Origin of the sequence: Oryzisolibacter sp. LB2S, from assembly GCF_040732315.1 — a bacterium.
Classification (GTDB): domain Bacteria; phylum Pseudomonadota; class Gammaproteobacteria; order Burkholderiales; family Burkholderiaceae_C; genus Alicycliphilus; species Alicycliphilus soli.
This window is the reverse complement of sequence record NZ_CP160388.1, coordinates 2,378,542-2,391,707: the sequence shown is the minus strand read 5'-3', so window position 1 is coordinate 2,391,707 and position 13,166 is coordinate 2,378,542. Positions and strand designations below refer to the sequence as shown.

Here is a 13,166-nt window from a genome sequence, read left to right as displayed (position 1 = left end):
GGTGGGGTCAGTGGGCGAGGTGAAGACCGCATTCGCGCTGTTCTTCGCCCTTGGTCGGGTCCACGTAGTCGAAGTTGTTGGGCAGGCCGTGCGCCTTGCAATATTCGTGCAGGTCCTTGGAGGACCAGTGCAGCAGCGGCGCCACCTTGATGAGCCCGTCGGGGTTGATGGAGACGGGCTGCATCTGCGCGCGCACGGCGCTGTCGCTGGCGCGCAGGGCGGTGAACCACACCTGGGGTGCCGTCTCGCGCAGGGCGCGGGCGAAGGGTTCGAGCTTCACTTCCTGCGTGAACGCGGCATGGCCCGGTGCGCCAATGGCGGGCGTGGGGCCGTCCACGGCCTCGCGGTGGGCGCGGCTGCGCAGCGGCAGGTAGATCTTGAGGTTCAGCCCGAGCAGGCGCGTCACCTCGTCGGCATAGCGGTAGGTCGCCTCGGTGTTGTAGCCGTTGTCCATCCAGACCACGGGCACATCGGGCTGCACGCGCGTGACCAGGTGCAGGATCACGGCCTCGAAGGGGCGAAAGTTCGTCGTGACGATGGCTTTTTTGCCCAGGCCCAGGGCCCAGGCGACCAGGGCCGAAGCGTCGTGGCCGAGCTCGGCGTTGATGCGGTCGAGGTCCATATCTTGTGCGTGGCTCATGCGGCCTCCCGGGCAAACAGGGGGCGGGGTTCGTGCACGTCGCCTTGGTAGAAGGCGGCGAAACGCTCGAACTGGCGCTGGGCGGCGCTGGCGTTCACGCCCTCGGCGAGCACGGCGCTGGAAAAACCACTGCGGTGCATGTGTACGAGCTGGTCGATCAGCACGTCGCCCGTGGCGCGGATGTCGCCCGCGAACTTGTAGCGCCTGCGCAGCAGCAGGGCCTGGCTGTAGGCGCGGCCGTCGGTGAACTTGGGGAATTGCAGCTCGATGCGCTCGACGCCCTCGAACGCGCCGCTGGCGGCCAGCTCGGCCAGGTTGGCGTCGTTGGCAATTTGCAAGGTTTTTTCGGCTTCAGCGCTTGTGGGGAGAGCGTCGCTAGCTAGTATTTTCATAGTCATCACCGGGGTGGCTTGTCGTTTCAGTGCAGGGCTTCCTCGGCCTTGGCATGGCGCGCGGCGTTGGCGGCCTGCTTGAAGGGGTCGTGGCCGATGCGGCGCAGGGCGTCGATGAAGAACTCGCCCGGTTGGCGCAGCTCGCGGTAGGTGTCCAGAATGGCCTCGATCACGCCGGGCACCTCGGCCGCGGTGAACGAGGGGCCGACGACCTTGCCGCCGATGGCGGGGCCCGAGAGCTGCGAGCCGTCGGCACCGCCCAGCGTGATCTGGTACCACTCCTTGCCGTCCTTGTCGACGCCGAGGATGCCGATATGGCCGCTGTGGTGGTGGCCGCAGCTGTTGATGCAGCCGCTCATGTGCAGGTCGATGGGGCCGAGGTCGAAAAGCTCGTCCAGATCCTGGTAGCGCTCGGTCACGGCCGCGGCGATGTGCAGCGAGCGCGCGTTGGCCAGCGAGCAGAAGTCCCCGCCCGGGCAGGCGATCATGTCGGTCAAGAGGCCGATGTTGGGCTGGGCCAGGCCCAGCTTGCGCGCGGCCTCGTAGAGCGCGGGCAGGTCGCTCTCGAACACCCAGGGCAGCAGCAGGTTCTGCTCGTGTGTCAGGCGTGCCTCGCCGGCGCTGAACTGCTCGGCCAGCTGGGCCAGGGCGTCCATGGTGTCGGCATCGGCGTCGCCCGGGGCAAAGCCCACGCGCTTGAACGACAGGGTCACGGTCTTCATGCCTGCGAGCTTGTGGCCGCGCACGTTCTGCTGCAGCCAGCGCCGGTAGAGCTGGCCCTGGGGGTCGACTTTGCTGGGCAGGTTGGCGGGCTTCAATTCGGGCACGACGAAGTGGCTGGCCACGCGGTCGAGCTCGGCCTGGGTGATGGTATGCGGCGCGCCGTCGAGCTCGACAATGTCGCGGTATTCCTTCTCCACCGCGTCGATGAAGCCCTGGCCCTCGCTCTTGACCAGAATCTTGATGCGCGCCTTCCACTTGTTGTCGCGCCGGCCGTAGCCGTTGTACACGCGCACGATGGCCTCGATGTAGTTGAGCAGCTGCGCCCAGGGCAGAAACTCGCGCACAGTCGTGCCGACGATGGGCGTGCGCCCCATGCCGCCGCCCACCTTGACGGTGAAGCCCACCTCGCCGGCCTCGTTCTTCGCCGCCTGCAGGCCGATGTCGTACCAGCCAATCGCCGCGCGGTCTTCCACGGCGCCGTTGAAGGCGATCTTGAACTTGCGCGGCAGGTAGCTGAACTCGGGGTGCAGCGAGCTCCACTGGCGCGTGATTTCGGCAAACGGGCGGCAGTCGACGATGCCGTCCTCGGCAATGCCCTCCCAGGCGTCGCAGGTGATGTTGCGGATGTCGTTGCCACTGGTCTGAATGCCGTGCATGTGCACGCTGGCCAGCAGGTCCATTACGTCCGCCGCCTTGGTGATCGGAATCCAGTTGAACTGGCAGTTGGTGCGCGTGGTGAAGTGGCCGTAGCCGTATTTCAGCGGCTTGGCCGCCAGCGTGGCGCCGGGTTGGCTCGCTTCCAGCGCATCCTGCGTCGCCTGGGCGTGGGCCAGCAGCTCGGGCGTGGGCTGGTCGTATTCGCGCGCGATGCGGCCCAGCGTGCGCAGCTGCAGGCTGCTGATCTCGCCATAAGGCACGGCGATGCGGGCCATGGGCGCGTAGCGCTGGATGTACCAGCCGTTCTGCAGGCGCAGCGGCAGCATCTGCTCGTCGGTGAGCTCGCCGCGCTGCCAGCGCTCCAGTTGGTCGCGGAACTGCTGGGCACGCAGCTTGACGAATTGCTTGTCGAAGTCGGTGTATTGGTACATGGCGTGGGGAGGGAGAAATCAGGTATTCAGATCAGGACCAGCTTGGCGCCGGCCCAGGCCAGCAGCAGCGAGAGGATGGAGCGGATCAGCCGCTCGGGCGTGCGGCTGACCAGGCGCGAGCCCAGCCAGATGCCCGGCAGCGAGCCCATGAGCAGCTGAGCGAGCAGCGGCCAGTCGACCGAGCCCAGGGACGCATGGCCCAGGCCCGCGACCAGGGTCAGCGGCACGGCGTAGGCAATGTCGGCGGCGATGATGCGCGGCAGCGGCAGGTGCGGAAAGACGAGCAGCAGCACGCTCACGCCGATCGCACCCGCGCCCACCGAGGTGAAGGTGACCAGCAGGCCGATGACCGCGCCCAGCAGCACGGGCAGGCTCCAGTGGCGCGGCGCGCTGGCGTGGGCGAACTGGGCGCTGCGGCGTGCGGCCTCGGCGGCCGCGCGCTCGGGTGAGAACACCAGCACCTTGTAGAAGGTGGCCGCGGCCGTGAGCAGCAGGGCCACGCCCAGGGTGCTGGTCATGAGGCGCTGGGCGGCGGCGCTGTCCGGCCCCAGGTGGCGCAGCGCCCACAGGGCGGCCAGGGCGGCCGGGATGCTGCCCGCGCACAGCAGCGCCACCACGCGCCAGGGCACGAGGCGCTGGCGTGCCAGACTCACGGTGCCGCCGAGCTTGGTGAAGGCCGCAAACAACAGGTCTGTGCCCACGGCCAGATAGGGCTTGATGCCGAAGAAGAAGATCAGGATGGGCGTCATCAGCGAGCCGCCGCCCACGCCCGTCAGCCCCACGATGAGGCCGACGGCGAAACCAGCGAGGATGAACGCGAAATCAGGCATGGCCGCGACTGTAGAAGTGCGGCTTATGAGTTCAAACTATTGTTTTGTGCTTCCCTTATGCAAATAAGCTTATGCACAAGCGCTGGCGCGGCCTGCGCCAGGGTGCGGCGCTACAGCCGCTCGCAGCCCATGGCCTGGGCCAGTTTGGCCTCCACGGGCAGGGGCTCGCCCATCAGGCGTGCCGCCAGCAGCTCGGCGCACAGCACGGCGCGCGTGAGGCCGCGCGCGCCCATGGCGGTGCTGATCCACAGGCCGGGCAGGGCGGCCGGCGCCACGGGGCCGACGATGGGCATGCGGTCGTGCGCCGTGCAGCGCACGCCGGCCCAGGCGCGCAGGTCGCCGCCCGCCTCGAAGGCCGGGCGCAGCGCTTCGGCGGCCTGCGGCACCAGGGCCTTCAGGCGCTGCCAGTTGTGGGCGTGGGCCGCCGCCTGCTCGTCTGCCGTCAGCGGCAGCCTGTCCATGTCGCGCTCGAAGGTCGCACCCATGTGCCAGGCCAGGCCGCCCTCGCAGGGCACATGGGCCGCGAGTGCACCGCCGCCGTTCACGGCAAACGGCGGCAGGCCGTCGGCATGCGGGGGCTGCAGGCCCCAGGACATCTGGCCGCGCACCGGCTGCAGCGGCAGGGGGGCGGCCCCCAGCGGCGCCAGCAGGGCATTGCTGGCCGGGCCCGTGGCCAGGATGACCAGCTCGGCCTCGGTCAGTGCAGTGCCGGCCTCGTCCAGCGCCTGCCACGGCCCACCGCTGGTGGGCACGAGGCGGGCCACGGCGCTGTGCGGGCGCCAGGTGATGCCGGGCTGTGCGAGCAGCCGCGCGATGAAGCGCGCCGGCCGCACCCAGCCCGCGCGTGCGTGCCAGCAGGCGCTGGCGTCGGCGGGCAGGCCGGCGGCGGCGAGGTGTTCGGCGTCGGCCGGCATGCTCCAGTCGCTGCCTGGGCCGTCCTGCCAGTCGGCGGGCAGGCCCAGCTGGCCCGCGGGGCGGCGTTCGAGCACGCCGGCCGGGTTCCAGTCCACGCCCTGCTGCAGGAGCGCGGCGGACTGCTGCAGCATGGCGCGCACGCCGGCGCGCGAGACGCGCGCGAACAGGTTGTCGTCGGGCGAGAGGTGGGGCGCAAACAGTCCCGCGGGCAGGCCCGAGGCGCCCGCCGCGGGCGTGGCCGCGGCGTCCAGCACCGTCACCTGCCAGCCGCGGCGCGCCAGGCTGGCGGCAGCGGTCGCGCCGGCCAGGCCCGCGCCCAGCACCAGGCAGCGCGCGGGCTGCGTGAACGCCGCGGGCTGGCGGCTGCTGCGCGGTTCCCAGCGTGGATCGAAACTGGCCCGCAGGTTGTCGCGCTTCGGGGGCAGGCCGGGCACCTTGCTGACCTCAAAGCCGCATTGCGTGAGCGCATTGCGCACGCCGCGTGCCACCGACCAGGTGGCCAGCCGCGTGCCACGGCGGCAGTGGCGCGCCATGGCCTTGAGCGTCTCCAGGCTCCAGATCTCGGGGTTGCGCTCGGGGGCGAAGCCGTCGAGGAAGACCGAGTCGACCTCCCACAGTTGCTGGCGCAGCTGGGTCTGGGCGTCGCCCACGCACAGGGTCAGCAGCACGCGCCCGTCCTCGAACCACAGGCGGTGCACGCCGGGCAGCAGGCCCCAGTACTGGGCGTGCAGCTGCTGGGCCAGAGGCAGGAGCTCGGGGAAGCGCCGGGCCGCCTGCAGCAGGTCGTCGCCCGTGACGGGCCAGGCCTCGAGCGAGACGAAATGCAGCAGTCGCGGGCGCTGGGGGTCGGCGCGCCACGCGGCCCAGGTGGTGAGGAAGTTCAGGCCGAAGCCAAAGCCCGTCTCGAGGATGCGCCACTGCTGCGCGCCGGCCCAGGCCTCAGGCAGGCCGCAGCCCTTGAGGAAAACGTCGCGCGCCTGGGCCAGGCCCTGCTCGCCGTGGTAGCGGTCGCCAAACCGGTTGCAAAACGGCGTGCCGTCGGGCAGCCAGGATACGGAATCAGACATGGGGCAAGGCCATCATTCCCAGCGCTGCTGGTAGGAGAAAACGGGCAGTCGCCAGTGCCAGCGTATGGCCGCCAGCCTGAGCGCCAGGCCCAGGGCAAAGCACACGGCGACGCTCAGGTCATGGTCAACGTCCCAGGCGCGCAGTGCGAGGAACAGCAGGCACACGGCAAGCGAGACGCTGGCATAGAGCTCGCGCCGGAACACCACGGGCACCTGGTTGCACAGCACGTCGCGCAGAATGCCGCCGCTGATGCCGGTGATCATGCCGGCCATGACAACCACGAGCTGGGGGTAGGACAGCTCCAGCGCCACACTGCAGCCGATCAGCGAGAACGCGACCAGCCCCAGCGCGTCGAGCACCAGAAAGACGCGCTTGAGGCGGATCATGTAATGCGCCACCAGAGTGGTCAGCAGGCCCGCGCCGATCACCAGGTACACGTATTCGGGGTGCTGCGTCCAGCCCAGAGGGTAGTGGCCCAGAATCATGTCGCGTATCGTGCCGCCGCCCAGGGCAGTGACGAAGGCGATCACCGACACGCCGAAGATGTCCATGTTGCGCCGCCCGGCCGCGAGCGCCCCGGACATGGCCTCGGCCGTGATGGCCAGCAGGTAGATGGCGAGCATGAAGCTCATCTGCGAGGCCTGGAACGACTCCAGCAGCGAGGTCGATGGAAGCAAGGTGAAAGATCCGGTGGGCAAAAAACTGCCGCCTCCTGCGTTGGCAGTGGCGGCAGGGCGGGCAGGGCGAAGTGCTTACGCGCTCGGCGGTACGTAGCCCGCCGCAGCGTCTGCGCCGCTGCCAAAGAAATGATTCTCCATCTGCCGCGCCAAGTATTGGCGGGCGCGGGCGTCGGCCAGGTTCAGGCGGTTCTCGTTGACCAGCATGGTCTGGTGCTTGAGCCACTCACCCCAGGCCTGCTTGCTCACGCTCTCGAAGATGCGCTTGCCCAGCTCGCCGGGGTAGGGGGGGAAGTCGAGGCCTTCAGCCTCCTTGCCGAGCTTGATGCAGTGGACGGTGCGTGCCATGGCGGGAGATCCTTGGAGTGTTTCGGATGTGTTGGTAATAACGAACTGAAATCTTATTGGTTTCAGTTTTGAAGAGTGACTTCCAGAATGCGTTCCATTGACATTCAACGCAACGAAGGCAGTCCATGAAAAATCGCCGCCACTTTATCAAGTTTCCCCTTGCAGCCGCCCCTGCCGCTACCCCGGGTGGGGCCTTTCCCTGCCGGCGCGCGCACAACAGGCCGTACAGATTCTGAACCTGTCCTATGACCTATGACCCGACGCGCGAGCTGTATGCTGAATTCAACCCGGATTTCCCTACAAGGGTGATGCCGCGCAGGACAAAAAAACAGGCGCCCGTGAACGGACGCCTTGTGCTTTGCCTGCCGCCGGTCAGAACGCGAGCGTCTTGACGCCTGGCTTGAGCAGGTGTGCGGCGACCTCTGGCGGCTTGGCAGGGGTCACTCCTTCGATCAGGTCGGCGGGCTTGTGGCCGGTGTTGGGCAGGTACAGCGCGCAGACTTCAACCTTTGCGCCTGCTTTGATGACGCCTTGCAGCATCTGCTGTGTGGTTGCGTCGCGGGGTTTGAGCTTGGGCAGGTTTTGTTGACCGACAAGGGCAATGTCGGCAGCCGCGTCGCACAGCAGCACTCGTACCTGGGCCTTTTGCTCCAGAGCCTGTCCCGCGAGCACCAGTCCGGCGCCCTGGGCCATGGCATTGCCGCTGTGAATATTGACAAACAGCTCTTCGCCGTGGGCCGTGCCTGCGACCAGCAGGGCAGCGGTGGACAGGGCAAGCAAGGGTTTGCGGATCGGTTGCATCGAATGATTCCTTGAGGCGAGTGGAACAGAGTACCGATTTTATATTAGAAAATTCTAAGTTAATGAAATTCTAAATTTTGTCGTTCGGGAGAAGCAGCCTCGGCCAGCATTGGCCCTGCATCCGGCAGCGATGTGCAGGGCGGCAGTTTTGGCGCTGTTCCTATGGCTCGGCCTACTGCGTGCCGGCCCTTTTCACTACGGCGATGCTGTCCAGCAGCCCCGCGCAGGCGTCCTCCACGATGTCCAGCACACGCTCGAAGCCCTGGGCGTTGCCGTAATACGGGTCGGGCACCTCATCCACCGCATGTGTGCGGCAGAAGTCCGTGAGCCGGCGCAGGCGGTGGCGCTCCGTTGGCGGGCAGAGCGCTGCGGCCGCGGCCTCGTTGTCTTCGTCCATGACCAGCACCAGGTCGAATGCGGTGAAGTCCTCGGCACGCAGGCGGCGCGCACGCTGGGCCGACAGGTCGTAGCCGCGTCGCGCGGCATGGATTTGGGCGCGCTTGTCGGGCGGCTCGCCCGCGTGCGCGCCATAGGTGCCGGCCGAGTCCACGGTGACGGCGAGGCGCGCGCGGGTCGCCATGTGCTCGAGTACGCCTTGCGCCGTGGGGCTGCGGCAGATGTTGCCCATGCAGACCATGAGCACGCGCACGGCTTCGTGCGGTGCCTTGTCGGTGAGGTGGGCCAGGGTGGAAAGATTGTCAGTAGTCATCGAGGCGCAGCTTACCGTCATCGCCCGCATTGGGCCCAGTGAGCGGGGTGTCTGGGGGCGCGTAGCACAGCGTGGACGCGCGGTTATATGGTCCCCGACAGCGTGTCCACGCTACTTGGGTTGCAGAGCCAACCGGATTCGATCAAGCGCCGGTGACGGCTGCGTCACGCTGCGGTCGAACGGGTGGAAGGCCGCTCCCACGGCCTTGAGGATGCGCTGCACATAGGCGCGCGTCTCTTGGTAGGGGGGTACGCCGCGGTAGCGCTCGACCTTGCCCTCGCCGGCGTTGTAGGCCGCGGCCACCAGCGCCACGTCGCCCTCGAAGTAGGCCAGCAGCCAGCGCAGGTAGGACAGGCCACCGCGGATGTTCTGGGCCGGGTCGTACGGGTTCTTGACGTTGAAGCGCTCGCTGGTCTCGGGAATCAGCTGCATCAGTCCCTGAGCGTTCTTGGGAGACACCGCCTCGGGGTTGAAGTTGGATTCGGCGGCAATGATGGCCAGCGCCAGTTGCGGCTCGATCTGGTACTGCGGCGCCATTTTGTGCACCAGGTCGACGATCTTGCGCGGCGCGACGGTACGGTAGTCCACACCGGGCTTGCCTGCCTGGGCAATGGCGCGCGCGGCCGGGCGCATGCACTCGGGCACCTCGCCGGTGACGCCCCCGACGACCTTGAGCATGCGTGCGGCCACGTCCAGACCCTGTTCGGCCGCAGCATGGAAGAAATAGGCCGCCGTCGCATCATTGCGCGCCACGCCCCGCCCATGGGCGTACATCCATCCCAGGTTGTACTGGGCCTGCATGTCGCCCATGCGTGCGCTCGCGCAATACAGCTGCACGGCCTTGGCCGTGTCGCGTGGCACCCCTTCGGCATGCTCGTAGGCGATGGCCTCATTGCGCAGCCTTGCGGCCAGCGTGGCATCGCCTGCATTGCCCGGCGCAGCCGTCGCGCCCCAGGCGACGCTGCACAGGAGCATGGCTGTCAGTGGCGTGAGGGCGGAGGGGGGCAGGCGCATGGGCGCGAGTATGCCGTGCCTGCATTGCGCGTGTCACCCGTTTCTGCACATCGCGCGATGTGCCAAAGAAGGGGCCGATCAGGCGTGCTCGCGATTCACAGAGAAAAATGAGCCGTTTCTTGTTTTGCCGCCAAATCTTTCTGCTATAGTTGCGGTCTTCGGTGGTGCAGACATATGGTCAAAAGCCAAAGCCCAATCCACCATGGTTCCGACAAGGTTTGGGGGTATAGCTCAGCTGGGAGAGCGCTTGCATGGCATGCAAGAGGTCAGCGGTTCGATCCCGCTTACCTCCACCAAAAACTGAACGGAAGTTCTTAGGTTTTGACCCTATCGTCTAGAGGCCTAGGACATCACCCTTTCACGGTGAGTACCGGGGTTCGAATCCCCGTAGGGTCGCCAAGTTTTATTGCACTTGGATTCGCAAGAGTCGAACGCAATACCGACGCGGAGTGGTAGTTCAGTCGGTTAGAATACCGGCCTGTCACGCCGGGGGTCGCGGGTTCGAGTCCCGTCCACTCCGCCACCAATGGAAACCCTTGCAAATCTATGGTTTGCAAGGGTTTTTTGCTTTCAGATGCTGAAAAAGCATCGATTTTTCTCCTGAATTTCTGCCCTGAACCGGCCATTCATATTCCACATTGGAGTTGGCGCCTTGAGGGGGCACTAGTTCGCCGATAGTGTCTTCTCGACTCGTTTGGCAAGCTGGACGGGTAATCCCCCCACAAATCCAGCGTGCTGAGAAGTAGAGACTGTATTGACCCAGTGAATTCCTGCACAGGTGTTAACGTTGAAGGAAACGACGATGAGCACCCTGATGGAAGACGACATCAAGCGCTGGACAGCCAAGCGCAAAACCGCCCTGGTTCTGGACATCATCCAGGGCAAGACCACGATCTCAGAGGCCAGCCGGGCCTTCGATCTCAGCCCCTCCGAAGTCGAGCAGTGGGTCGATGACGGCAAGCGCGGCATGGAAAACGCCCTGCGCACCAAGCCGTTGGAAGTCAAAGAGCAGTACGAGAAGCAACTGCGTGAACTGCAGGAGGCCTACGGCGAAGCCATGTTGGAGCTGCGTGCCAGAAAAAAGCTGGCCTCCCTGCTGGGCAACGAGGACGAGAAATGATCCTCAGCCTTCAGCAGGGATTGGCTGAAGACGGCATCCAGGTCAGCCTGGTCAAGCTGTGCCAGTGGTTCGAGGTGCCCCGGCGCACGGTGTACTACCGCAGCACCAAGGCGCCGCCGAAGGTGTAAGAGCACTTGGTCAAGCCCATCAAGGCGATGATTGAAGAGGGTGGGGGAGGGTTGTCTTAGCGCCTGCGCTGCAGCAGCCGCACATGCATGGGTCGCACAAAGCGTGCGCCCTGCGCCGAGCAGTGGGGCGCAAACGCCGCGGCCACGCGCGCTTGCAGGGCGTCGTCGATATGGTGGTCGGCAAATGTCGGGCGCATCATGCGGCGCTCGAACTCGGCAAAGTCGGCAAAGCGCACCGGCATGTCAAAGCGCCGCTCGGCCACTTCCAGCCAGGGGCTGGCGCCGGCGGCCAGCGCGCGATCCACGGCCGCCTGCGCCGCGGCGCGCACGGTGCCCTCGTCGTTGTACAGCCGCGTGATCTCGTTGAGCGGCCCATCATAGACGGGCTCGGAGACATACAGATGGCCGCCCGGGCGCAGCACGCGTGCCACCTCGGCCAATGCCCGGTCCATGGCATCGAGAGGAACATGGTGCAGCGACTTGAGCATCAGCGCCAGGTCGAACAGCCCATCCTCGCAAGGAATGTTCTGCGCGCCCGCGGCAACAAAACGCATGTGTGCGGGTGGGTCCTGCAGATTGCGCGCATGCTGTATGGCATCGACCTCCAGTCCCACATAGGTCATGTCGGGCCAGCGCTGCAGCATCTGCCGCGCCATGCGGGCCGCGCCACAACCGAGCTCGATGACCCGTGGGCCGGGTGCGGGCAGCAACTCGGCGAGGATGTCAATTTCGTCGGTGATCAGGCGGTTCACGGCGGTGCGCAGAAATGCGAAACGGGCCATTCATGCCCGTTCTGTGTGGTGCGGTGGCGGAGACTGTGAGATTCGAACTCACGGACGGTTGCCCGTCGGCAGTTTTCAAGACTGCTGGTTTAAACCACTCACCCAAGTCTCCAGGCAGGCCGGTATTCTAAGCGGCGGATTCAGGTCTCCAGCAGGAGCGCTGCGATCACGTTGCGGCCCTCGCCGGCCAGGATGTTGTAGGTGCGGCAGGCGGCCAGGGTGTCCATGGTCTCCAGGCCCATGCGCCGCGCCATCAGCGGCTGCAGCCAGGCCGGCGGCGGAAAGCGCAGGCGCTGGCCGCTGCCGAAGACGACGACCTCGGCTTCTTGCTCGGCCAGCCGGGCGAAATGCGCGGGCGTCAGGTCTTCGAAGCGCTGGCATTCCCAGGCGATGCGCTGGCCGCGTGCGCCGACGATGATGCTGTGGTCGATGCGGTCGGCATCCACGTTGATCCAGCCCGGGCCGTAGGCCGTGATGGTCTGCACGTCGAAGCGGTCTGGCTGGAATTTCATGGGTGCGTTGCGGTGAGGGCCTGACCGTCTGGTGGGCGGGGCGCAGTGCCCGGCGTGCGGGCGGGGATCTGTGGTCAAATTATAGGTTTCACCTGTCATCCCCGCTCAGGCCTGCGCAATGAAGCCTATCCTCAAGTCCGTCAAGCTCAACAATGTTCTCTACGATGTCCGCGGTCCCATCGTGGATGCGGCCAAGCAGATGGAGGACGAGGGGCAGAAGATCATCAAGCTCAACATCGGCAACATGGCGCCGTTCGGCTTCGATGCGCCCGAGGAGATCCAGCAGGACATGATCCGCAACCTGCCGAACTCGGCCGGCTATTCGGACAGCAAGGGCATCTTTGCCGCGCGCAAGGCGGTGATGCACTACACCCAGCAGCTCGGCATTGCCGGCGTGACGCTGGACGACATCTACCTGGGCAACGGCGCCAGCGAGCTCATCGTGATGGCCACGAATGCGCTGCTCAACGATGGCGACGAGCTGCTCGTGCCCATGCCCGACTATCCGCTGTGGACGGCCGCGACCTCGCTCTCGGGTGGCAGGCCCGTGCACTACCGCTGCGACGAGGACAACGGCTGGCTGCCCGACCTGGAGGACATGCGCGCCAAGATCACGCCGCGCACGCGCGGCATCGTGGTCATCAACCCGAACAACCCCACGGGCGTGCTGTATCCGGTGGAGCTGCTCAAGGGCATCATCCAGATCGCGCGCGAGCACAACCTGGTGCTGCTGGTCGACGAGGTGTACGACAAGGTGCTCTACGACGGCGTCAAGTTCACCTCCATGGCCAGCCTGTCCACCGATGTGCTCACGCTGACCTTCAATTCGCTCTCCAAGGCCTATCGCAGCTGCGGCTACCGCGCGGGCTGGATGGTGCTCTCGGGCCCGAAGTCGGATGCGCGCGACTACATCGAGGGCCTGAACATGCTGGCCAACCTCAAGCTCGGCTCCAACGTGCCGGGGCAGTGGGCCATTCAGACGGCGCTGGGCGGCTACCAGAGCATCAACGACCTGGTCAAGCCCGGCGGGCGCCTGTGCCGTCAGCGTGACCTGGCCTATGAGCTGATCACGCAGATTCCCGGCGTCACCTGCGTCAAGCCCCACGCCGCGCTGTACATGTTCCCGCGCCTCGACCCGGAGATGTACCCGATTGCCGACGACCGCCAGTTCTTCATGGAGGTGCTGCGCGCCACGCGCGTGATGCTGGTGCAGGGCTCGGGCTTCAACTACTCGGACAACCAGCATTTCCGCATCGTCTTCCTGCCGCACGAGGATGACCTGCGTGAGGCCATCGGACGCCTGGCCGGTTTTCTGGCGGCCTATCGCCAGCGCCGCGCCAAGGCGGCATGAAACTATATTTTTAATAGCTTAAGGCGCTTGTCTGGCGGGCGCTACGGGCACTTTTGACTGGTAACCTC

Annotated in this window: 15 protein-coding genes and 4 tRNA genes; 6 read left to right on the top strand and 13 right to left on the bottom strand. The window is 66.3% G+C overall.

What is annotated here, in order from left to right; translation table 11 throughout:
* Positions 1 to 7: 7 nt before the first annotated feature.
* The 10 genes from ABUE11_RS11315 to ABUE11_RS11270 all read right to left on the bottom strand — a co-directional run bounded on the left by ABUE11_RS11315 (position 8) and on the right by ABUE11_RS11270 (position 9,205).
* A complete protein-coding gene (locus tag ABUE11_RS11315; protein ID WP_367065417.1) occupies positions 8 to 640 on the bottom strand; it encodes a phosphoadenosine phosphosulfate reductase family protein in 633 nt (210 codons plus the stop codon).
* Entirely contained in the window at positions 637 to 1,032 is a 396-nt protein-coding gene (locus tag ABUE11_RS11310) for a DUF934 domain-containing protein (protein ID WP_367065416.1), read from the bottom strand. The genes ABUE11_RS11315 and ABUE11_RS11310 overlap by 4 nt, the downstream gene beginning before the upstream one ends.
* Before the next feature lie 26 nt (positions 1,033 to 1,058).
* Positions 1,059 to 2,843, bottom strand: a complete 1,785-nt coding sequence (locus ABUE11_RS11305) for a nitrite/sulfite reductase (protein WP_367065415.1) — start codon at positions 2,841 to 2,843, stop codon at positions 1,059 to 1,061.
* Positions 2,844 to 2,869: 26 nt separating this feature from the next.
* Positions 2,870 to 3,673, bottom strand: coding sequence for a sulfite exporter TauE/SafE family protein (locus ABUE11_RS11300; RefSeq protein ID WP_367065414.1), 804 nt, complete (start codon positions 3,671 to 3,673; stop codon positions 2,870 to 2,872).
* 110 nt (positions 3,674 to 3,783) lie between these two features.
* Positions 3,784 to 5,655 (bottom strand): FAD-dependent 5-carboxymethylaminomethyl-2-thiouridine(34) oxidoreductase MnmC, encoded by a 1,872-nt coding sequence (gene mnmC, locus ABUE11_RS11295; protein ID WP_367065413.1) that lies wholly within the window; start codon positions 5,653 to 5,655, stop codon positions 3,784 to 3,786.
* Between the two features lie 12 nt (positions 5,656 to 5,667).
* Complete coding sequence (locus tag ABUE11_RS11290) at positions 5,668 to 6,333, bottom strand: trimeric intracellular cation channel family protein (RefSeq protein WP_367065412.1); 666 nt, start codon at positions 6,331 to 6,333, stop codon at positions 5,668 to 5,670.
* A 75-nt stretch (positions 6,334 to 6,408) separates the two neighbouring features.
* The gene (locus tag ABUE11_RS11285) at positions 6,409 to 6,681 is read right to left on the bottom strand and encodes an oxidative damage protection protein (protein WP_367065411.1); all 273 of its coding nucleotides are present in this window, start codon (positions 6,679 to 6,681) and stop codon (positions 6,409 to 6,411) included.
* A 372-nt stretch (positions 6,682 to 7,053) separates the two neighbouring features.
* Complete coding sequence (locus tag ABUE11_RS11280) at positions 7,054 to 7,482, bottom strand: hypothetical protein (protein ID WP_367065410.1); 429 nt, start codon at positions 7,480 to 7,482, stop codon at positions 7,054 to 7,056.
* A 172-nt stretch (positions 7,483 to 7,654) separates the two neighbouring features.
* Positions 7,655 to 8,119, bottom strand: a complete 465-nt coding sequence (locus ABUE11_RS11275; RefSeq protein ID WP_367068810.1) for a low molecular weight protein-tyrosine-phosphatase — start codon at positions 8,117 to 8,119, stop codon at positions 7,655 to 7,657.
* A 183-nt stretch (positions 8,120 to 8,302) separates the two neighbouring features.
* Entirely contained in the window at positions 8,303 to 9,205 is a 903-nt protein-coding gene (locus ABUE11_RS11270) for a transglycosylase SLT domain-containing protein (RefSeq protein ID WP_367065409.1), read from the bottom strand.
* Positions 9,206 to 9,425: 220 nt separating this feature from the next.
* On the opposite strand from ABUE11_RS11270, the gene ABUE11_RS11265 reads away from it, so the two are divergent.
* The 5 genes from ABUE11_RS11265 (at position 9,426) to ABUE11_RS11245 (ending at position 10,453) form a co-directional block, all read left to right on the top strand.
* Positions 9,426 to 9,501 (top strand) — tRNA-Ala (locus ABUE11_RS11265).
* Between the two features lie 27 nt (positions 9,502 to 9,528).
* Positions 9,529 to 9,604 (top strand) — tRNA-Glu (locus ABUE11_RS11260).
* A 47-nt stretch (positions 9,605 to 9,651) separates the two neighbouring features.
* Positions 9,652 to 9,728: transfer RNA gene (locus ABUE11_RS11255), tRNA-Asp, on the top strand.
* A 279-nt stretch (positions 9,729 to 10,007) separates the two neighbouring features.
* The gene (locus ABUE11_RS11250) at positions 10,008 to 10,325 is read left to right on the top strand and encodes a DUF1153 domain-containing protein (RefSeq protein WP_367065408.1); all 318 of its coding nucleotides are present in this window, start codon (positions 10,008 to 10,010) and stop codon (positions 10,323 to 10,325) included.
* The gene (locus ABUE11_RS11245; protein WP_367065407.1) at positions 10,322 to 10,453 is read left to right on the top strand and encodes a hypothetical protein; all 132 of its coding nucleotides are present in this window, start codon (positions 10,322 to 10,324) and stop codon (positions 10,451 to 10,453) included. Before ABUE11_RS11250 ends, ABUE11_RS11245 begins: the two co-directional genes overlap by 4 nt.
* A gap of 56 nt (positions 10,454 to 10,509) precedes the next feature.
* On the opposite strand, the gene ABUE11_RS11240 is transcribed toward ABUE11_RS11245, so the two are convergent.
* From ABUE11_RS11240 to ABUE11_RS11230, 3 genes are all read right to left on the bottom strand, one after another.
* Positions 10,510 to 11,235, bottom strand: coding sequence for a class I SAM-dependent methyltransferase (locus ABUE11_RS11240; RefSeq protein ID WP_367065406.1), 726 nt, complete (start codon positions 11,233 to 11,235; stop codon positions 10,510 to 10,512).
* 24 nt (positions 11,236 to 11,259) lie between these two features.
* Positions 11,260 to 11,347: transfer RNA gene (locus ABUE11_RS11235), tRNA-Ser, on the bottom strand.
* 28 nt (positions 11,348 to 11,375) lie between these two features.
* Complete coding sequence (locus ABUE11_RS11230) at positions 11,376 to 11,747, bottom strand: Mth938-like domain-containing protein (RefSeq protein WP_367065405.1); 372 nt, start codon at positions 11,745 to 11,747, stop codon at positions 11,376 to 11,378.
* Positions 11,748 to 11,865: 118 nt separating this feature from the next.
* On the opposite strand from ABUE11_RS11230, the gene ABUE11_RS11225 reads away from it, so the two are divergent.
* Positions 11,866 to 13,098 (top strand): pyridoxal phosphate-dependent aminotransferase, encoded by a 1,233-nt coding sequence (locus ABUE11_RS11225; RefSeq protein WP_367065404.1) that lies wholly within the window; start codon positions 11,866 to 11,868, stop codon positions 13,096 to 13,098.
* Positions 13,099 to 13,166: the final 68 nt, after the last annotated feature.